The sequence below is a fragment of the Mixta sp. genome, assembly GCF_024610815.1.
In the GTDB taxonomy this organism is placed as follows: Bacteria; Pseudomonadota; Gammaproteobacteria; order Enterobacterales; family Enterobacteriaceae; genus Mixta; species Mixta calida.
The window spans coordinates 1-20,128 of record NZ_JANION010000147.1; the positions used below are offsets into that span (position 1 = coordinate 1).

The 20,128-nt window shown below is 56.4% G+C and carries 16 protein-coding genes; 10 read left to right on the top strand and 6 right to left on the bottom strand.

Features of this window, described 5'->3' with window-relative positions; translation table 11 throughout:
* Nucleotides 1-1,382: MOP flippase family protein (locus MYY08_RS10735; protein ID WP_288014040.1), on the top strand; the 1,382-nt coding region annotated here is incomplete at its 5' end.
* Nucleotides 1,383-1,593: 211 nt separating this feature from the next.
* Nucleotides 1,594-2,211: a trimeric intracellular cation channel family protein gene (locus tag MYY08_RS10740; protein ID WP_084969889.1), complete on the top strand. Its 618-nt coding sequence runs from the start codon at nucleotides 1,594-1,596 to the stop codon at nucleotides 2,209-2,211.
* Here MYY08_RS10740 and ligB read toward each other — a convergent pair.
* The gene (gene ligB, locus MYY08_RS10745; RefSeq protein WP_288014042.1) at nucleotides 2,186-3,937 is read right to left on the bottom strand and encodes an NAD-dependent DNA ligase LigB; all 1,752 of its coding nucleotides are present in this window, start codon (nucleotides 3,935-3,937) and stop codon (nucleotides 2,186-2,188) included. The two genes, MYY08_RS10740 and ligB, sit on opposite strands and share 26 nt — an antisense overlap.
* 251 nt (nucleotides 3,938-4,188) lie before the next feature.
* Here ligB and gmk point away from each other — a divergent pair, with 251 nt between their 5' ends.
* From gmk to MYY08_RS10780, 7 genes are all read left to right on the top strand, one after another.
* Nucleotides 4,189-4,812, top strand: coding sequence for a guanylate kinase (gene gmk / locus MYY08_RS10750; RefSeq protein WP_038629171.1), 624 nt, complete (start codon nucleotides 4,189-4,191; stop codon nucleotides 4,810-4,812).
* A gap of 54 nt (nucleotides 4,813-4,866) precedes the next feature.
* Nucleotides 4,867-5,142, top strand: a complete 276-nt coding sequence (rpoZ, locus tag MYY08_RS10755; protein ID WP_038629173.1) for a DNA-directed RNA polymerase subunit omega — start codon at nucleotides 4,867-4,869, stop codon at nucleotides 5,140-5,142.
* A gap of 19 nt (nucleotides 5,143-5,161) precedes the next feature.
* Nucleotides 5,162-7,273 (top strand): bifunctional GTP diphosphokinase/guanosine-3',5'-bis pyrophosphate 3'-pyrophosphohydrolase, encoded by a 2,112-nt coding sequence (gene spoT / locus MYY08_RS10760; RefSeq protein WP_038629175.1) that lies wholly within the window; start codon nucleotides 5,162-5,164, stop codon nucleotides 7,271-7,273.
* Between the two features lie 3 nt (nucleotides 7,274-7,276).
* On the top strand, nucleotides 7,277-7,972 hold the full coding sequence (trmH, locus tag MYY08_RS10765) for a tRNA (guanosine(18)-2'-O)-methyltransferase TrmH (protein ID WP_084969887.1): 696 nt from the start codon (nucleotides 7,277-7,279) through the stop codon (nucleotides 7,970-7,972).
* Entirely contained in the window at nucleotides 7,969-10,050 is a 2,082-nt protein-coding gene (gene recG, locus MYY08_RS10770) for an ATP-dependent DNA helicase RecG (RefSeq protein ID WP_038629180.1), read from the top strand. The genes trmH and recG overlap by 4 nt, the downstream gene beginning before the upstream one ends.
* A 130-nt stretch (nucleotides 10,051-10,180) precedes the next feature.
* A complete protein-coding gene (locus tag MYY08_RS10775; RefSeq protein ID WP_038629183.1) occupies nucleotides 10,181-11,566 on the top strand; it encodes a nucleobase:cation symporter-2 family protein in 1,386 nt (461 codons plus the stop codon).
* 131 nt (nucleotides 11,567-11,697) lie between these two features.
* The gene (locus tag MYY08_RS10780; protein WP_288014047.1) at nucleotides 11,698-13,380 is read left to right on the top strand and encodes an AsmA family protein; all 1,683 of its coding nucleotides are present in this window, start codon (nucleotides 11,698-11,700) and stop codon (nucleotides 13,378-13,380) included.
* Here the strand turns inward: MYY08_RS10780 and fabY are convergent.
* From fabY to typA, 5 genes are all read right to left on the bottom strand, one after another.
* On the bottom strand, nucleotides 13,371-14,300 hold the full coding sequence (fabY, locus tag MYY08_RS10785) for a fatty acid biosynthesis protein FabY (protein ID WP_038629187.1): 930 nt from the start codon (nucleotides 14,298-14,300) through the stop codon (nucleotides 13,371-13,373). The genes MYY08_RS10780 and fabY overlap by 10 nt on opposite strands.
* A 59-nt stretch (nucleotides 14,301-14,359) precedes the next feature.
* Entirely contained in the window at nucleotides 14,360-14,797 is a 438-nt protein-coding gene (dtd, locus tag MYY08_RS10790; RefSeq protein WP_038629190.1) for a D-aminoacyl-tRNA deacylase, read from the bottom strand.
* Complete coding sequence (locus tag MYY08_RS10795) at nucleotides 14,794-15,657, bottom strand: virulence factor BrkB family protein (RefSeq protein ID WP_288014116.1); 864 nt, start codon at nucleotides 15,655-15,657, stop codon at nucleotides 14,794-14,796. Before MYY08_RS10795 ends, dtd begins: the two co-directional genes overlap by 4 nt.
* Nucleotides 15,658-15,660: 3 nt before the next feature.
* Nucleotides 15,661-16,257 carry a glucose-1-phosphatase gene (gene yihX, locus MYY08_RS10800; protein ID WP_038629196.1) on the bottom strand — a complete coding sequence of 199 codons (597 nt, stop codon included), beginning with the start codon at nucleotides 16,255-16,257 and terminating at the stop codon, nucleotides 15,661-15,663.
* 191 nt (nucleotides 16,258-16,448) lie between these two features.
* A complete protein-coding gene (typA, locus tag MYY08_RS10805; RefSeq protein ID WP_038629198.1) occupies nucleotides 16,449-18,272 on the bottom strand; it encodes a ribosome-dependent GTPase TypA in 1,824 nt (607 codons plus the stop codon).
* 436 nt (nucleotides 18,273-18,708) lie between these two features.
* On the opposite strand from typA, the gene glnA reads away from it, so the two are divergent.
* Complete coding sequence (glnA, locus tag MYY08_RS10810) at nucleotides 18,709-20,118, top strand: glutamate--ammonia ligase (RefSeq protein ID WP_038629200.1); 1,410 nt, start codon at nucleotides 18,709-18,711, stop codon at nucleotides 20,116-20,118.
* Nucleotides 20,119-20,128: the final 10 nt, after the last annotated feature.

Here is a 20,128-nt window from a genome sequence, read left to right on the forward strand (position 1 = left end):
ATCCAAAAGAATTTGGATTATTGACTATTTCTCTGGTTATTTTGACGTTGGTAGATACGCTTTCTGATTTTGGTTTATCCAATTCAGTCATACAACGTAAAGATATGTCGGAGACAGAACTTTCCACTTTATACTGGTTGAATATTATTATTGGCGCAGTAATTTTCCTGCTGGTTTATTGCAGCAGCGATTTTATTAGTGCTTTATTACATCAACCGCAACTGAGCGAACTTATTCAGGCGCTTTCCGTGGCCTTTATTATCATTCCTCAGGGTCAACAGTTTCGTGCTTTATTGCAGAAAGAGCTCGCCTTTACTCAGATTGGCCGAACGGAAGTGATAGCGGCGCTGGCAGGCTTTGCCGTTACGCTGCTTTCAGCGCTGTTTTATCCCTCTGCGCTTTGCGCTATCTGGGGTTATCTCACAATGATCTCTGTGCGTATGCTGCTGTTTTGCTATTACGGCCGTGAGATCTATCGGCCACAGTTTGTCTTTGAACTGAAAAGCGTGAGCAGCAACTTACGCTACGGCGGTTATCTTACCGCAGACAGCTTGATCAATCAGCTCAGCATGAATATGCCCACTATGCTGCTTTCCCGGCTATTGGGCGCGGTAGCCACCGGCGGTTATAACCTGGCGTTCAACCTGGCCGTCATGCCGCCCGCTAAAATCAACCCTATTTTGACGCGCGTCTTGTTTCCGGCGTTCGCTCAGATGCAGGATGACCGGCCGCGTTTACGTCATAACTTTTATAAAATGCTGTCTATCATGAGCCTGCTGAACTTCGTTGCGCTGCTGGGCATGATTGGCGTCGCGCATAATCTGGTATTGAGTGTTTTTGGCGAACGCTGGTTGTTTATTACACCGGTGCTACAAATCTTATGCGTTGCCGGCATTATGCGCGCCATTAACAACCCTGTCGGCGCTCTGGTCATGGCAAAAGGCACCGTGGATATCAGTTCCAGACTGAATGCGATCCGCCTGATACTCTCAGTACCGGCTGTCTGGCTGGGCGCGGAATGGGGCGGGCTGATGGGCGCGACTATCGGTTTCACCGCCTTGCAGGCCTTAACGGTATTGATGAACTACTTTGTGCTGATTCGCCCTATCCTGGGCGCGAGCGGCAAAGAATACATTGTCAGCCAATGGATGCCGCTGCGTATGGCATTGCCGACACTCTGGATTAGCTACGCGCTTGGCTTTGTGTTGGAAGATGTGATGCCCGCTTCCGCAGCGTTGGCGATACAAATTTCTGCCGGCGCGCTGGTGTGGGGGTTAATGATGCTTAGCAGCCGCGAACCTTTAGTGCTGGAGTTAAAGCAGATCGTACAAAGCAAAGCGCGTCCGAAAGTGACGCTGGAAAGCGAAAATACATTGATATAATAATAAAGCTGTTTATGGGTGGAAAAGTACCCGTACCAGGGTATTTTATTAAGCGTGCTGCTACAGCACGCTTTTTTTATGCTCTCTTTTTACTGGATTATCACCGCTTCGCATAAAAAGAACTAATCCGTAAGCGGATGCCTTAGAAATTTTCACTCGTCTACATTCAGGGAAGCGCTGTAGGCTTGCCACCGTTTTCCTGGAGCTGGCTATGTTACTGACTGTACTCTATATCATAGGCATTACTGCCGAAGCGATGACCGGCGCGCTCGCGGCTGGCCGACGTAAAATGGATCTGTTTGGCGTCATTATTATCGCCTCGGTAACGGCCATCGGTGGCGGCTCGGTGCGCGATATGCTACTGGGACACTATCCGCTCGGTTGGGTAAAACATCCTGAGTACATTATGATCGTTGCCGCGGCAGCGGTCATTACCACCGTTGTCGCTCCTCTGATGACCCATCTGCGCAAAGTCTTCCTGGTGCTGGATGCGCTGGGCCTGGTGGTCTTCTCTATTATTGGCGCTCAGGTCGCGCTGGATATGGGACATGCTGCTGTTATCGCGGCGATCAGCGCGGTCATCACCGGTGTCTTCGGCGGCGTTCTGCGCGATATGTTCTGCAACCGCATTCCGCTGGTATTTCAGAAAGAGCTGTACGCCGGTATCGCTTTTGCCGCGGGCTGGCTCTATATCCTGCTGCTAAAAACACCGCTCTCCCATGAAACGGTCATCATAATTACATTGCTGTTTGGCTTTTTATCGCGCCTGCTGGCGCTGCGTTTTCGGCTTGGGCTGCCCATTTTCAATTATCCGCATCCAGAACATTAATTGCAGGCTGTACGGCGGGGCGTGTGGTTGTCGGGGTATTTATAGCCGAACCGGACGCCGCCTGCTGCTGCTGAATAAATGCAATCAGTTCTCTGACCTCTTTATCCCGCAGCCAGTTTTCGATTCTCTCCGCTAACGTGACGCCAATGCCCGGCAGTTGTTGCCAGTCGTGAGCATCACGCGCCAGCAACGCCGTCCAACTGCTATCCGGCAAGGCCAACAGCGCCGCTTCCGGTATCGGCGCGCCCAGCGCCTTTACCCAGCGTCGCAGAGGCTGGCGCTGCGCCAGATTAAAATGATGAACGATCTGCTGCGCACGCTGCGGCGTGATCCCCGTGATTGTGGAAAGCCGATCGGCGCTCATCGTCATCCATGAAAAAATATGCGTGAAGCCGGGCTGCTGGAGCAGGCGCAGCCATGTGCTGCGTTGAATGCCGGGCAAATCAAGTACGTTTTTTCGACTCATCCAGCTTAAACGGGAGATAAACTGTTTGCGGCAATCCGTGCTGTAATAGAAGCAGCTCAGGCTGTGGTATTGCTGCGGATCGGGCGCTACGGGCCGATCGCGCTGAACCACCCGCCAGACCACGTGTTCAAAGCGGGGAATGCCCTGTCCCGCCAGCCCAATAGCCACCTGATCGCCGGGCACGATATCCAGCGCCTGCCAGCGCGCCAAAGACCCCAGACTGACCCGCCGCACGGTTTTATCATCCAGCTGTACCGGGGCGACGTTAAGCACTACGGCAATTTTACCTGTGCGGCCTACTGGAAATTCAACGGACAGCACTTCGCTGCTGATAACCGGCGGCGTATATTTCCAGGCAGCGCTCTCTTCACTGCTGCCCGGCAGCCACTGCTTACCCGTTGAGCGTTTGTCCTGATGAATCACCACCCCATCCGTAACAAAAGGCAAGGGGGAGCGAAACCAATGGTTACGCCAGCGAGCGACATCCTCTTCATCTGATACCGGCCGCGTCCAGTCGCCGGATAAGCCAAACCCCAGCCGCTTAAGCGCCTTTTGCCGCATCGCCATTGTTTCCGGGCCATCCGGCCACGCCCAGATGAAAATACCCAACTGAGACAGGATCGGCGAGGGCGTCTGGCGCATTAACGCGCCGGCAACCTGCGCGCGCGCATTCTTACTCCCATGTAGCGATTGCTGATGATCGTTCACCGCCAAAAACAGTTCGCCCTGCAAAATCAGCTGCGGCCGTTTATCGTCAATCTCCTGCGGCAGCGCGGGAATATAAGGCGCTTTATTCAACCAGTTCTGCCCTTTCGCGCCGTCGCCGCGGCTGATCAGCGCAGCCAGCTTTCCCTGACGGTAAACCAGCGTCACCGCGACGCCGTCTACTTTCGGTTGCAGCCATAAAGTCTTTTTCCCCTGCATCCAGTAAGCCACCGCCAGTTTATCCGGCAATTTTTTTACGCCGGTATGCGCGACGGGATGATCCATAACGCCGCTGCGCGCCCAGACCGATCTATCCGGCTCAGCGGCAGGCTGGAAGCAGTGTTGCCACCGTTGCAGGCGGCGCTGCAGGCCGTCATAAAGCGCATCATCAATCAGCGTTTCGCCATCATTGTAATAAGCGCTATCCCAGCTGCGCAGCTGCTGCTGTAAATGCGCCATCTCTTCCGCTGCGCGAGCGGGAGCCCAGCGCGGACAAAGCGCCTGAGCCGCGCCTGCGAATAGCCACAGCAGCCATAGAGCCTCCCTTCCTGACATAACGCCTCCTTGTTTTCAGCACTGTCAGTAAACGCTATTGCCTGGCGACCGGCGAGCAGGAATGCGGCGAACAGGAAAGCGTCACGCAAATTTTTAGTGCAAACGATGCAAGGCAGCGCATCTTATGCGGCATTTTTTCCTGAAAAGAAGAAAAACCGCAGCGTAACGGCGCAAACGCTGCATGGCGGCGGCAAGCCGTGTATACTGTGCAGGAAACAGACTCCGCTCTTTTACACACTTCAAGAACTATCATGGCTCAAGGCACGCTTTATATTATTTCCGCTCCCAGCGGCGCAGGTAAATCCAGCCTGATTCAGGCTATGCTGAAAACGCAGCCGTTATACGATACGCAGGTATCCATTTCGCATACGACACGCGGCGTGCGCCCAGGCGAACAGCACGGCGAGCATTATTATTTCGTTTCAAAACAAGAATTTGAATCGATGATTGAGCAGGATGCTTTCCTTGAGCATGCTGAAGTGTTCGGCAACTATTACGGCACCTCTCGCGCGGCGATTGAACAGGTGCTGGCTACCGGCGTCGACGTGTTTCTGGACATTGACTGGCAGGGCGCGCAGCAGATTCGGCAAAAAATGCCCAGCGCGCGCAGCATCTTCGTCCTGCCGCCCTCGAAAGAGGAACTGGACCGCCGCCTGCGCGGCCGCGGCCAGGACAGCGAAGAGGTCATTGCCCGTCGTATGGCTCAGGCCGTCGCGGAGATGAGCCACTACGCCGAGTACGATTATTTAATTGTGAATGATGATTTCGACCTGGCGCTGTCCGATCTGAAAACCATCATTCGCGCCGAGCGTCTGCGTATGGGCCGTCAAAAAGCCCGCCATGATGCTTTAATCAGCAAACTATTGGCAGACTGAAGTCACATTCAGTATCATGCCCAGTCATTTCTTCACCTGTGGAGTAACACATTTATGGCACGCGTAACCGTTCAGGACGCAGTAGAGAAAATTGGTAACCGTTTTGACCTGGTTCTGGTCGCTGCACGTCGCGCACGTCAGATGCAGGTGAACGGTAAAGATCCGCTGGTACCGGAAGAGAACGACAAACCGACCGTTATCGCCCTGCGTGAGATCGAAGAAGGCCTGATCACCAATCAGATCCTCGATGTACGTGAGCGTCAGGAACAGCAGGAGCAGGAAGCCGCCGAATTGCAGGCCGTGACCGCTATCGCTGAAGGCCGTCGTTAATTAGCCGGAAGGCTCGCCCTTGTATCTTTTCGAAAGTCTCAATCAGTTGATTGTTAAATACTTGCCTGAGGAGCAGATTAAGCGCCTCAAGCAAGCTTATCTTGTCGCACGTGATGCCCACGAGGGACAGACACGTTCCAGCGGCGAGCCTTATATCACGCATCCCGTCGCCGTCGCTTGTATTCTGGCGGAAATGAAGCTCGACTATGAAACCCTCATGGCCGCGCTGCTGCATGACGTGATCGAAGACACGCCCGCCACCTATCAGGACATGGAACAGCTGTTCGGCAAAAGCGTCGCCGAGCTGGTTGAAGGCGTATCCAAACTGGATAAGCTGAAGTTTCGTGACAAGAAAGAGGCGCAGGCGGAAAACTTCCGCAAAATGATCATGGCGATGGTGCAGGACATTCGCGTCATCCTGATCAAGCTTGCCGACCGTACGCACAACATGCGCACGCTGGGTTCGCTGCGGCCGGATAAACGGCGGCGCATCGCGCGCGAAACGCTGGAAATCTACAGTCCGCTGGCGCACCGTCTCGGCATCCATCATTTGAAAACCGAGCTGGAAGAGCTGGGTTTTGAAGCGCTCTATCCCAACCGTTATCGCGTTATTAAAGAAGTGGTGAAAGCCGCGCGCGGTAACCGTAAGGAGATGATCCAAAAAATTCTCGCGGAGATTGAAGGTCGTTTGCAGGAAGCGGGGATTCCCTGTCGCGTTTTCGGGCGCGAAAAGCACCTCTATTCCATTTACTGCAAAATGCACCTCAAAGAGCAGCGTTTCCACTCGATTATGGATATCTACGCTTTTCGCGTGATCGTCCGCGATGTAGATACCTGCTATCGCGTTCTCGGCCAGATGCACAGCCTCTATAAGCCGCGTCCGGGCCGGGTAAAGGATTATATCGCTATCCCGAAAGCGAACGGCTATCAGTCGCTTCACACTTCGATGATCGGTCCGCACGGCGTGCCGGTCGAGGTGCAGATCCGTACCGAAGATATGGATCAGATGGCGGAGATGGGCGTCGCGGCGCACTGGGCTTATAAAGAACAGGGCGAAAGCGGCACCACGGCGCAGATCCGCGCCCAGCGCTGGCTGCAAAGCCTGCTGGAACTGCAACAAAGCGCCGGCAGCTCCTTTGAATTTATTGAAAGCGTAAAATCCGATCTGTTCCCGGATGAGATTTACGTTTTTACACCGGAAGGGCGTATTGTCGAACTGCCGGCTGGCGCTACGCCGGTCGATTTCGCCTATGCGGTGCATACCGATATCGGTCATGCCTGCGTCGGCGCGCGCGTTGACCGTCAGCCGTATCCTCTGTCGCAGCCATTGGCCAGCGGCCAGACGGTGGAAATTATCACCGCGCCGGGCGCGCGGCCTAACGCCGCCTGGCTGAATTTTGTCGTCAGCTCGAAGGCGCGCGCCAAAATTCGTCAGCTGTTGAAAAACCTCAAGCGCGAAGATTCGGTTAGCCTGGGCCGTCGTCTGCTTAATCATGCGCTCGGCGGCAGCCGCAAGCTGGCGGAAATTCCGCAGGCGAGCATTGAGCAAGAGCTGGATCGCATGAAGCTGGCGTCGCTGGACGATCTGCTGGCGGAAATCGGTCTTGGCAACGCCATGAGCGTGGTCGTCGCGAAAAACCTGCTACAGGATATGGCGGGAGGCACATCCGCCAGCGCCGCTTCGCGCAGCAAGCTGCCGATTAAAGGCGCCGATGGCGTGTTGATTACCTTTGCGAAATGTTGCCGTCCTATTCCAGGCGACCCGATTGTGGCGCACGTCAGTCCCGGCAAAGGGTTGGTGGTGCATCACGAATCCTGTCGTAATATCCGTGGCTACCAGAAAGAGCCTGAGAAATTTATGGCGGTGGAATGGGATAAAGTGACCGAGCAGGAGTTCGTCGCCGAGATCAAGGTGGATATGTTTAATCATCAGGGTGCGCTGGCTAACCTGACCGCCGCGATCAATACCGCCGGTTCCAATATCCAGAGTCTGAACACCGAAGAGCGTGACGGTCGCGTTTACAGCACCTTTATTCGTCTGACGGCGCGCGACCGCATCCATCTGGCGAATATTATGCGCAAAATTCGCATCATGCCGGATGTGATCAAAGTTCACCGTAACCGAAATTAACGCATGAATGCTCAACGTTTTGCTCGTATACGCGAGATGCTGGCCGCGCGCCAGCATGATTTAACCGTGTGTATGGAGCAGGTACACAAGCCCCACAACGTTTCCGCCATTATCCGTACGGCGGACGCGGTGGGCGTCCATGAAGTCCATGCGGTCTGGCCCGCCAGCCGCATGCGTACCGCCGTCTCGTCCGCCGCCGGCAGCAACAGCTGGGTGCAGGTGAAAACCCACCGCACCATTACCGATGCGGTAACGCACCTGAAGCAGCTGGATATGCAAATCCTCGCGACCCATCTTTCCGCCAAAGCGGTCGATTTTCGCGAGATTGATTACACGCGTCCGACCTGCATTCTGATGGGGCAGGAAAAATTCGGCATCACGCAGGAAGCGCTGGCGCTGGCTGACCAGGACATCATTATTCCGATGGTCGGCATGGTGCAGTCACTCAACGTCTCCGTCGCCTCCGCGCTGATCCTGTATGAAGCACAGCGTCAGCGACAGAACGCCGGCATGTACAAACGTGAAAGCAGCACGCTGGCTTATGCTGAACAACAGCGCCTGCTGTTTGAAGGCGGGTATCCCGTACTGGCGCGCGTCGCGAAACAGAAAAAGCTGCCCTACCCTGAAATCGATGATGACGGCGAAGTCATTGCCGACGACGACTGGTGGGCCGCCATGCAGGCGACGGGGAAGCGATGAAGGGCCGCCTGCTGGATGCCGTTCCGTTAAGCACGCTTTCCGGCGTTGGCGCAAGCCAGGCAGGGAAGCTGGCAAAGATTGGACTGCATACCGTGCAGGATTTGCTGTTGCATCTGCCGTTGCGTTATGAAGATCGCACCCAGCTTTATCCTATCAACGATCTGCTGCCCGGCATCTGGGCGACCATCGAAGGCGAAGTACTGCACACCGACGTCACCTTTGGCCGTCGTCGCATGCTGGTAAGCCAGATCAGCGATGGTACAGGTGTGGCGACGCTGCGTTTCTTCAACTTCAACGCCGGCATGAAAAACGGCCTGGCGCCCGGCGCGCGCGTTACCGCCTACGGTGAAATCAAGCGTGGGCAGCGCGGCGCGGAAATCATCCATCCTGAATACCGTATTCAGGGCGAGCACAGCGTCACTGAATTGCAGGAAACCCTGACGCCGGTTTATCCCACCACGGAAGGCATCCGTCAGGCGACGCTGCGCAATCTTACCGATCAGGCGCTGAAGCTGCTTGATAGCTGCCCGATTGCCGAACTGCTTCCCGACGAACTGCGCGGCGGCCTGCTTAGCCTGCCTGACGCGTTACGGACGCTGCATCGTCCGCCGCCGGATATGCAGCTGGCGGATCTGGAGAGCGGACGTCATCCGGCACAGCGACGATTGATTCTGGAAGAACTGCTGGCGCATAACCTGAGTATGCTGGCGGTACGCGCTGGCGCCCAGCGTTATCATGCGCTGCCGATGCCGCCACGCCACCAGCTTAGCGACAAGCTGCTGGCAGCGCTGCCGTTTAAGCCTACCGCCGCGCAACAGCGGGTAGTGAAAGAGATCGAACAGGATCTCGCCAATGATTACCCGATGATGCGTCTGGTACAGGGCGACGTCGGGTCAGGCAAAACGCTGGTTGCGGCGCTGGCGGCGCTGCATGTTATCGCCCACGGCAAGCAGGTTGCGCTGATGGCGCCGACCGAACTGCTGGCCGAGCAGCATGCCAATAATTTCCGTCAGTGGTTTGCGCCGCTGGGACTGGAAGTCGGCTGGCTGGCCGGTAAGCAGAAAGGCAAGGCGCGCCTGGCGCAGCAGGAAGCGATCGCCAGCGGTCAGGTGTCAATGGTCGTCGGCACGCACGCCATTTTTCAGGAACAGGTGCAGTTTAACGGCCTGGCGCTGGTGATTATTGATGAACAGCACCGCTTCGGCGTTCATCAACGGCTGGCGCTGTGGGAAAAAGGCGAGGAGCAAGGGTTTCATCCGCACCAGCTCATTATGACCGCGACGCCGATCCCGCGTACGCTGGCGATGACCGCCTATGCCGATCTCGACACCTCTGTAATTGACGAATTGCCGCCGGGACGTACGCCGGTAACGACCGTTGCCATACCCGATACGCGCCGGGCGGAGATTATCGAGCGCGTTAAGCGCGCCTGTCAAACAGAAGGCCGTCAGGCCTACTGGGTATGCACCCTGATTGAAGAGTCCGATCTGCTGGAAGCGCAGGCGGCGGAAGCAACCTGGGAAGAACTCAAGCTGGCGCTGCCCGATCTGCGGGTCGGCCTGGTGCATGGCCGAATGAAACCGCAGGAAAAACAGGATGTCATGCAGGCCTTTAAACAGGGCGAATTGCAGCTGCTGGTGGCGACCACCGTTATTGAAGTCGGCGTGGATGTGCCAAACGCCAGCCTGATGATTATCGAGAACCCGGAACGTCTTGGCCTGGCCCAGCTTCACCAGCTGCGCGGACGTGTAGGGCGCGGCGCCGTCGCCTCGCACTGCGTATTGCTCTATAAATCGCCGCTGAGCAAAACGGCTCAGAAACGTTTACAGGTGCTGCGTGACAGCAACGACGGTTTCGTTATCGCCCAGTGCGATCTGGAAATCCGCGGCCCTGGCGAACTGCTCGGTACCCGGCAAACCGGCAACGCGGAATTTAAGGTCGCCGATCTGCTGCGTGATCAGGCGCTTATCCCCGATGTGCAGCGAATTGCACGCCATATCCACCAGCACTATCCAGAACAGGCGCAGGCGCTGATTGAACGCTGGCTGCCGGAAACCGACCGCTATACTAACGCCTGATACCGGGCCGTTCCTCTTTTCTGATCCAGAATAAATAAAGCGGCTAAAGCGCCTTTGCGTTTTAGCAAACGATTGCTTTTGCCTGGCAGTGAATTACAATCGCCACTTTGTTTCTCAGGGAACCTTAACCATGTCCGTCAGCCCAAATGAAATCGCCTCGTCCGCCAATGCCGCGACGCCAAAGAGCGAACTGATTTACCGTCTGGAAGACCGCCCGCCGCTGCCGCAAACGCTGTTTGCCGCCTGCCAGCATCTGCTGGCGATGTTCGTTGCGGTCATCACGCCCGCCTTACTGATCTGTCAGGCGCTCGGCCTGCCCGCGCAGGATACGCAGCACATCATCAGCATGTCGCTGTTCGCTTCCGGCGTCGCCTCTATCTTGCAGATTAAAACCTGGGGGCCGGTCGGCTCAGGCCTGCTCTCCATTCAGGGCACCAGCTTTAACTTTGTTACGCCGCTGATTATGGGCGGCATGGCATTGAAAAACGGTGGCGCTGACGTTCCAACGATGATGGCGGCGCTGTTCGGCACGCTAATGGTCGCTTCCTGTACCGAAATGGTGTTGTCGCGCGTGCTGCATCTGGCGCGTCGCATTATTACCCCGCTGGTCTCCGGCATTGTAGTAATGATTATCGGGCTGTCGCTGATTCAGGTAGGTCTGACTTCGATAGGCGGCGGCTACGCGGCGATGAGCGATCACACCTTCGGCGCGCCGAAAAACCTGCTGCTGGCGGGCGTGGTGCTGGCGGTGATTATTCTGTTGAACCGTCAGCGCAATCCTTACCTGCGCGTCGCCTCGCTGGTGATTGCGATGGCGGTCGGCTATCTGCTGGCCTGGGCGCTGGGTATGCTGCCGGAAAGCGCCGGCACGACGCAAAGCGCGCTGGTCGCGGTGCCGATGCCGCTCTATTACGGTCTGGGCTTTGACTGGAATCTGCTGATTCCGCTGATGCTGGTATTTATGGTGACCTCGCTGGAAACGATCGGCGATATTACCGCCACCTCCGATGTCTCAGAGCAGCCGGTTACCGGTCCGATCTATATGAAGCGTCTGAAAGGCGGCGTGCTGGCGAACGGTCTGAACTCGTTTGTTTCTGCGCTGTTTAATACCTTTCCCAACTCCTGTTTCGGCCAGAATAACGGCGTAATCCAGCTGACCGGCGTCGCCAGCCGCTATGTCGGCTTCGTGGTGTCCCTGATGCTTATCGTGCTGGGCCTGTTTCCGGCGGTCAGCGGTTTTGTACAGCATATCCCGGAACCGGTGCTGGGCGGCGCCACCATCGTGATGTTCGGCACCATCGCCGCTTCCGGCGTGCGCATTGTGTCCCGCGAGCCGTTAAACCGCCGCGCGATTATGATTATCGCCCTGTCGCTGGCGGTCGGGCTGGGCGTATCTCAGCAGCCGCTGATCCTGCAATTTGCGCCGGACTGGCTGAAAACGCTACTCTCTTCCGGCATCGCCGCTGGCGGCATCACGGCGATTGTGCTGAACCTGATCTTTCCACAAGAGAAGTAAATCCTGTCGGGCGAGCAGCTGCTCGTCCGCCTTCCTCCGCTTTTGTTTCCAGCTTTACAACCGCGCTGTTGAGGTATGCCGGTAATTCAGGCATAACAGGCGATACCGGAAATTCATACGGAAGGATGCAAATGAAATTTGTCGGAAAGTTAATTCTTTCATTGTTGTTACTGCTGTTGCTGGTGGTCGTGGTCTGTTATTTTCTGCTGCAAACCCGCTGGGGCGCAGAATGGGCCAGCAGACGGATCAGCGACGACACGGCGTATCACCTTTCCATCGCCAAAATAGAGCATAACTTTTCCGATCCTTCCCTGTTGAGCTTACATAACGTCAGCTTTGGTCATGACGGCCAGCCTGCTGTCATGGTGGCGAAAACCGTCAACCTCGGCCTTTCCCTCTCCCTGTTTAACCAGCCGTTGCGATTCGCCAGCATTGAACTGCGCGACGGCACGCTGGATGCCGCCAATATGCCGGGCAGTATGGCATGGCCGTTACAGGCCGACCGCCTGCAGTTGCGTAATATGGCGGTCAATACGCCCCGCCTTGCCATCAGCGCCAAGGCCCTGAACGGCGGCATTATTCCCTGGCAGCCTGCACCCGGCCGTATCGCCGGCGACAACGCCAGCTTCCAGATGAGCGCGGAAAGCATTACGGTCGACGGCCTGACGGCCACCAATGCGCTGATTCAGGGACGTATCAGCGATAAACAGCTTTTCGTGAACAACTTCGGCGCGGATGTGGCGCGCGGCTCCGTGACCGGTAGCGCGCAGCGTGACAGCGCGGGCAACTGGCACGTTCCGGCATTGCGGATGAACGATATTCGCCTGCAAACGGATAAATCACTGGCGGATTTCCTCGCGCCGCTGCGTAATTTGCCTTCCGTGCACTTTTCCCGCGTGGATATGACCGATGCGCGCTTACAGGGGCCGGACTGGGCGGTAACCGATCTTGACCTGCTGGTAAAAGAGCTGACGCTGCGTCAGGGCGACTGGCAGAGCGAGGAAGGCTCGCTGGCGCTGAATGCCGACAGTTTTATCAATGGACAGCTGACGCTGAACGATCCGATTCTGAATCTCGACTTTTCACCGCAGGGCGTCGCCGACGCGCGCTTCAGCTCCCGTTGGGTTAACGGCCTGATACGGGCGCAGGGCAGCTGGCAGCGGCAAACTAAGCGGCTGACGCTGGATGAGCTGGTGCTGGCGGGCCTGGAATACACGCTGCCGGAAAACTGGCGCGACCGCTGGATGGAGACGCTGCCGGGCTGGCTCGACAGCGTGCTGGTGAAAAAGCTAAGCGGCAGCCGCAATCTGCTGATTGATGTTAACCCGGCCTGGCCGTTCCAGGTTACCGCGCTGGATATAAACGGCTCAGATCTGCTGCTGGCGCGTCAGCGGCAATGGGGCGTCTGGCAGGGGATCCTGAACCTGAATGCAGCGGAGGCGACCTTCAACCGTACCGATATCCGTCGCCCTTCCCTCGCGTTAAATGCCGATAGCGGACAGATTAACGTGACGGAGATGAGCGCCTTTGTTGATAAAGGCATGCTGGAAGGCCAGGCGACGCTGGATCAAACGCCAGCGCGTCATCTGTCGTTAACGCTGGATGGCCGTTCAGTGCCGGCGGATGTGCTGCAAAACTGGGGCTGGCCCGCGCCGCCGCTGTCGGGCCCGGCGACATTGCAGCTGAAGCTGAATGCGCGTCTGGCAGCGGATACGCCGCTGAAAGGCAGCGCTAACGGCACGCTAACCATTAACGCAGCGGAACGCGCCCTGGAGCAAACCATGACGCAGGGCGCGGTGACGACTCAGCCGTGAGGTTCCAGCGGCCCGTCGGGATCGGCGGGCAGCACGATGTAGACACCGTTGAAGACCGCGCCGCACACCTCGTTGCCGAACAGCTCTACCTCCAGCTGAACGCGCGCTTTACGCCCGCGCGCCAGGCGATCGAGATCGCCGCTCAGCGAGCCAAGATCGGCCGTAGCGCTCGGCTTGCCGCTAATAGGCTGACTGTAGCGAATATGCGCGTCGGCCAGAATAATCGTACCGCCAAGGTGACGTTCGCGCAGCAGCAGCCAGATCAGGCCCCAGCCGGTCAGCGTCGCCAGTGAAAACAGGCTGCCTGCAAACAAGGTATGATGCGGATTCTGGTTGCCGGTCTCCGGCATGGTGGTCATAAATTTCTGGCCGGTATACTGTGAAATGCGCACGCCCATCTTTTCGCTTAATGGAATATGCTCATACCACGCCTGCTGTAATTGCCCGCACCAGTCGGCGCGGTGCAAAATATCATCCAGCGTCACCACCGGCTTGATCATCAGAAAATGGCGCACCGGCGTGGTCTGCGGCGCGGTGATCTCTCCCTCGTTGAGGTAGCCCAGCTTGGCGAAGAACTCGACCGCATCTTCGCGGGCGCTACAGACGACGCGCTTAACGCCTTCCTGACGCGCCACCGACTCCAGCGTCATCGCCACCAGCGTGCCCAGCCCTTTTCCCTGTACCGTCGGATGGACGGCCAGGAAACGAATCGAGGCTTCATTATCGGCGTTGATATAGAGCCGTCCCGCGGCAACGGGCTTGCCCTGCTCATCCACCACCATCTGATGATGCGCCAGGGCGTCCCAGGCGTCCCGCTCCGACCCCTGCGGCTGACGCAGTGGTTTACGTAACATCTCCCAGCGGAACTGATAATACATTTCCAGCTCTTCGGCAGTTTCCGGCACTCGTAGGTGATACATAAAAGGATTCTCTCGTTCGGCTTAAGGGCGGCGGTTCTGGCATTCTGCGGCGACTGACGTTACACCTGCAGCCAAAAGGTGACCGGACCATCATTGACCAATGCGACCTGCATATCTGCGGCAAAGCGCCCGTTTTCAACGGCAATCCCCTGCTGACGGCATCGGTCGCTAAAATAGTGATAGAGACGTTCCGCCTCCTGCGGCTCGGCGCCGCGTGAAAAGCTGGGACGCATTCCCTTTTGCGTATCGGCCGCCAGCGTAAACTGCGACACCACTAACAGGCTGCCGCCAGCCTGCTGAACGTTCAGGTTCATCTTGCCGTTTTCATCGCTAAAAATACGGTAGCCCAGCACCCGCTCACTCAGCCGCTGCGCTTTTTGTTCGTTATCTTCCTGTTCCACGCCCAGCAACACCAGCAGGCCGGCGCCGATTTCGCCGACCGTTTCATCCGCCACCGTTACGCTGGCGCGTCGGACTCGCTGAATTAATGCAATCATGCTTCCTCATTACTCTTTTGTTTTTGTTGTTGATGGCGGAATTCTCCCAACGTGACGGTGATTTCCGCGCCTAACAGAACGATACACCATGTCCAGTAAACCCACAGGAACAGGATAGGGATCACGGCCAGCACGCCGTAAATAAGCTGATACGAAGGGAACGTAATGATATAAAGCGCGAACGCTTTTTTTCCCAGCTCAAACAGCAGCCCCGCCACCAGCGCGCCGATCAGAGCGTCGCGCGGCGGCACGCGCGTCGTCGGCACCAGGCTGTAAAGCAGCCAGAACGCGAGCCATGAAAACAGCAGCGGGAAAATGCGCAGCGTCTGATCGATAAGTCCGGTGACGCCGCTGACCGTCACCCATTTCAACGACAGCAGCCAGGTGCTTATCGCCAGGCTGGCGCCAGCCAACAGCGGGCCAAGCGTCAGGATCATCCAGTAAACGGCAAAGGAAAACACCAGCGGCCGCTTTTTCTGGCTGCGCCAGATGGCGTTCAACGCGCTGTCGATAGAGTGCATCAGCAGCAGCGCGGTGACGATCAGCCCGACGGCGCCGACAACGGTCATTTTATTGACGTTGGCGACGAACTGATCGAGATAGTCCTGCACCACATTGCCCGCCGCCGGAACGAAGTTATTAAAAATAAAATGCTTTAGCTGAACGCTGATATCAGCGAAGACCGGAAACGCAGCGAACAGCGAAAAGACCACCGCCACCAGCGGCACAAGCGCCAGCAGCGACACGAAAGCGAGATTGCCCGCTTCGGTGGTCATACCGTCATGATTGACGCGCTGCCACAGCAGCTTTAGCCAGGCGCCTGTTGTGCGGACGCGCGGGCCTAAGTGAAGCCGCTTCATTACTCAACCATGGCTGGCGAACCAGTCTGGCACCGTCTGCGCGTCGGTGACATGCACCACGGTAATGCCAAGCTGCCGGGCCGCTTCGATATTTTCAGGGTTGTCGTCAAAGAAAACGGCCTGATCCGCGCTAAAGCCCTCTTCTTCCAGTACCCGCTGAAAAATACGCGCCTCCGGCTTACGCATGCCCATATCCTGAGAAAGATAGAGTTTGTCGGCCGCCTGCTGTACCTCAGGGTATTGCGACGGCCAGTAGTCGCAGTGCAACCGGTTAGTGTTGGAGAGGATAACCACGCGTTCTCCACGGTTGCGCAGCTGTTGCATCAGCGCGATAACCTCAGGCCTTACGCCGATAAACACTGCCTGCCAGCCTGCGACAAACTGCTCATAGCTCAGCGCGATATCAAGTTCAGCGCAAAGATTCGCGGCGAACTGCTCATCGCTGATTTCGCCACGTTCATGACGCTCGAAGTTTTCGCCCATCTGAAAGCGGCTTTTTAACAGCGCTAACGGGACACGGCCAAGATCGCTCCAGACGCCCAGCACCCGGTTGAAATCGATATCAACAATGACATTACCTAAATCAAAGATATACAGCATGGCCATCTCCTGTTGTCCCGTCGAGCTATTCACTCTAGCGATAAAAGCGGATGCTGAACAGGGCATGACGCAAAGGATGGCGGAAATCAGAGCGCGCTATTTCCGCGAAAAGGCGCGGGCAGGAAGGCGAGGCAAAAAAAAGGCCCCTTACGGGGCCCTTTAACAACTTCTGTTCACACAATAGCGTGACGTTATACGTCTTTGCTGCCGCGTGAAGCACGCTTACGATCGTTTTCCGTCAGGTGACGTTTACGAATACGTACGGAGGTCGGCGTGACTTCAACCAGTTCGTCATCATCGATAAACTCGATCGCCTGCTCAAGGGTCATCTTGATCGGCGGAACCAGCGTCGTCGCTTCATCAGTACCTGATGCGCGCATGTTCGTCAGTTTCTTACCGGTCAGGCAGTTGACGGTCAGGTCGTTAGAACGGCTGTGAATGCCGATGATCTGGCCTTCGTAAACTTCCGCGCCGTGGCCCAGGAACAGTTTGCCGCGATCCTGCAGACCGAACAGTGCGAAGGCGACCGCCTTGCCCTGGCCGTTAGAGATCAACACGCCGTTCTGACGCTGGCCTACTTCGCCCGGACGCACGTCGTCGTAGTGGCTGAAAGTAGAGTAAAGCAGACCGGTGCCGGAGGTCATGGTCATGAATTCGTTACGGAAACCGATCAAACCACGGCTCGGAATAACGTAGTCGAGACGCACGCGGCCTTTGCCGTCCGGGTCCATGTTTTTCATGTCGCCTTTACGCTCGCCCATGGCCTGCATGACCGCGCCCTGATGCTGTTCTTCGATATCCAGCGTCACGTTTTCGAACGGCTCTTGTTTACGGCCATCAACTTCGCGGAAGATAACTTTCGGACGGGATACCGCCAGTTCGAAACCTTCACGACGCATGTTTTCGATCAGCACGGAGAGGTGCAGTTCGCCACGACCGGATACGCGGAAAGCGTCCGCATCTTCGGTTTCTTCTACGCGCAGCGCCACGTTGTGCACCAGCTCTTTCTTCAGACGATCCAGGATCTGACGTGAAGTAACGTATTTACCCTCTTTACCGCAGAACGGCGAGGTGTTGACGTTAAAGAACATGGTTACAGTCGGCTCATCAACGCTCAGCGCAGGCAGCGCTTCGACATTCTGCGGATCGCAGATGGTGTCGGAGATGTTCAGCTCGCCCAGACCGGTGATTGCGATGATGTCGCCTGCTTCCGCCAGGTCGGTATCAATACGCTCCAGACCCAGGTGGCCCAGCACTTTGCCCACTTTCGCGTTGCGGGTTTTGCCTTCGCTGTCGACAACCGTAACCTGCTGGTTCGGCTTAACTTTGCCGCGCTTGATGCGGCCGATGCCGATCACGCCCAGGTAGTTGTTATAGTCCAGCTGAGAGATTTGCATCTGCAGCGGGCCGTCCAGATCGACGTTTGGCGCCGGTACGTGGTCGACGATCGCCTGGTACAGCGGGGTCATGTCGTCAGCCATATCGGTATGGTCGACGCCAGCGATACCCTGCAGCGCAGAGGCGTAAATAATCGGGAAATCGAGCTGCTCGTCGGTCGCGTCAAGGTTAACGAACAGGTCGAACACCTGATCGACAACCCAGTCAGGACGCGCGCCCGGGCGGTCAATTTTGTTGATGACCACGATCGGCTTCAGGCCGTGGGCAAATGCTTTTTTGGTCACGAAACGCGTCTGCGGCATTGGGCCGTCCATCGCGTCGACAACCAGCAGCACTGAATCAACCATGGACATAACGCGCTCAACTTCTCCACCGAAGTCGGCGTGTCCCGGAGTATCAACGATGTTGATACGATAGTCGTTCCATTTGATGGCGGTATTTTTCGCGAGGATGGTAATCCCACGCTCTTTCTCCAAATCGTTGGAGTCCATTACACGCTCGGTTGCTTCAGTACGGGCATCAAAAGTACCGGACTGTTGCAGCAGTTTGTCGACCAGGGTGGTTTTCCCATGGTCAACGTGCGCAATAATGGCGATGTTACGCAAATTTTCGATCACAGCTTTGCCTCAGGCATTAGAAATAGCGCGCTATTGTACACGGATTAATCGAAGGACTGAACAGGATCACAAATATCAAAGAAAGAATGCTCCAGGGCTTGCCTTATAACACCACTTTCAGTGCAAAAAATGCACCTGATTGACCAGCTGCACCATTATGGTGCCCAAAATTAACTCAAATGCACTATAATGGTGCGCGATATCCATCATGGTGCATCCCTCGTTTGTCGAGAGCGCGCATAATAGCGCTTTTTGGCCAGAATAAAAAAGTTGGCACAGAATTCGCTTTATTTTATTCAAGCCAAAACGACAGTTTCCACAACGGTTGATAGCTTGTCCGAGTACTTTGTTGCCAGCTGTACGCTCGACTTTACGCGCCTGGCAGGATGAAGTTCTCTTACCACGACGACAATGACAATTACCAGGAGAGTTGAGTATGTCCGCTGAACACGTTCTTTCTATGATGAATGAACACGAAGTTAAGTTTGTTGACCTGCGCTTCACCGATACCAAAGGTAAAGAGCAGCACGTAACCATCCCTGCGCATCAGGTCAACGCAGACTTCTTCGAAGAAGGCAAAATGTTTGACGGCTCCTCTATCGGCGGCTGGAAAGGCATTAACGAATCTGACATGGTGCTGATGCCGGACGCGACTACCGCCGTGCTGGATCCGTTCTACGAAGATTCCACGCTGATCATCCGTTGTGACATCCTTGAGCCGGGCACCATGCAGGGCTACGATCGCGACCCGCGCTCTATCGCTAAACGTGCGGAAGATTTCCTGCGTTCATCCGGCATCGCGGATACCGTGCTGTTCGGACCGGAGCCGGAATTCTTCCTGTTCGACGACATCCGTTTCGGCAGCAGCACCTCCGGTTCGCATGTGGCTATCGACGATATCGAAGCGGCCTGGAACACCGGTAAAGAATATGAAGGCGGCAACAAAGGCCACCGTCCGGGCCTGAAAGGCGGCTACTTCCCGGTTCCGCCGGTTGACTCCTCACAGGACATCCGTTCCGCCATGTGTCTGACCATGGAGCAGATGGGTCTGGTCGTTGAAGCGCATCACCATGAAGTCGCCACCGCTGGTCAGAACGAAGTGGCCACCCGTTTCAACACCATGGTGAAAAAAGCGGACGAAATTCAGATCTACAAATATGTCGTGCACAACGTTGCGCACGCCTACGGCAAAACCGCCACCTTTATGCCAAAACCGATGTTCGGCGATAATGGCTCCGGCATGCACTGCCATATGTCCCTGTCTAAAGGCGGCACCAACCTGTTCGCCGGCGACAAATACGGCGGCCTGTCTGAAATGGCGCTGTTCTACATCGGCGGCGTGATCAAACACGCGAAAGCGATCAACGCCCTGGCAAACCCGACCACCAACTCCTACAAGCGTCTGGTGCCGGGCTACGAAGCGCCGGTTATGCTGGCCTACTCTGCGCGTAACCGCTCTGCTTCCATCCGTATCCCGGTGGTCGCCAGTCCGAAAGCGCGTCGTATCGAAGCGCGTTTCCCGGATCCGGCTGCTAACCCGTACCTGGCCTTCGCTGCGCTGCTGATGGCGGGTCTGGATGGCATCATCAACAAGATCCACCCTGGCGATGCGATGGACAAGAACCTGTATGACCTGCCGCCGGAAGAAGAGGCCGAGATTCCAAAAGTTGCAGGCTCGCTGGAAGAAGCGCTGAACGCGCTGAACGAAGACCGCGAGTTCCTGACCCGTGGCGGTGTATTCACCGACGACGCTATCGACGCCTATATCGACCTGCGTAAATCTGAAATGGATCGCGTGCGCATGACGCCGCACCCGGTCGAGTTCGAGCTTTACTACAGCGTTTAATTGGTTTGAG

Coding starts and splice junctions, on each gene's coding strand:
- yihX (WP_038629196.1), bottom strand. CDS start 16,257: ATGCTGTATATCTTTGATTTAGGTAATGTCATTGTTGATATCGATTTC.
- MYY08_RS10740 (WP_084969889.1), top strand. CDS start 1,594: ATGTTACTGACTGTACTCTATATCATAGGCATTACTGCCGAAGCGATG.
- glnA (WP_038629200.1), top strand. CDS start 18,709: ATGTCCGCTGAACACGTTCTTTCTATGATGAATGAACACGAAGTTAAG.
- trmH (WP_084969887.1), top strand. CDS start 7,277: ATGAATGCTCAACGTTTTGCTCGTATACGCGAGATGCTGGCCGCGCGC.
- recG (WP_038629180.1), top strand. CDS start 7,969: ATGAAGGGCCGCCTGCTGGATGCCGTTCCGTTAAGCACGCTTTCCGGC.
- rpoZ (WP_038629173.1), top strand. CDS start 4,867: ATGGCACGCGTAACCGTTCAGGACGCAGTAGAGAAAATTGGTAACCGT.
- MYY08_RS10775 (WP_038629183.1), top strand. CDS start 10,181: ATGTCCGTCAGCCCAAATGAAATCGCCTCGTCCGCCAATGCCGCGACG.
- gmk (WP_038629171.1), top strand. CDS start 4,189: ATGGCTCAAGGCACGCTTTATATTATTTCCGCTCCCAGCGGCGCAGGT.
- MYY08_RS10795 (WP_288014116.1), bottom strand. CDS start 15,657: ATGAAGCGGCTTCACTTAGGCCCGCGCGTCCGCACAACAGGCGCCTGG.
- ligB (WP_288014042.1), bottom strand. CDS start 3,937: ATGTCAGGAAGGGAGGCTCTATGGCTGCTGTGGCTATTCGCAGGCGCG.
- fabY (WP_038629187.1), bottom strand. CDS start 14,300: ATGTATCACCTACGAGTGCCGGAAACTGCCGAAGAGCTGGAAATGTAT.
- MYY08_RS10780 (WP_288014047.1), top strand. CDS start 11,698: ATGAAATTTGTCGGAAAGTTAATTCTTTCATTGTTGTTACTGCTGTTG.
- dtd (WP_038629190.1), bottom strand. CDS start 14,797: ATGATTGCATTAATTCAGCGAGTCCGACGCGCCAGCGTAACGGTGGCG.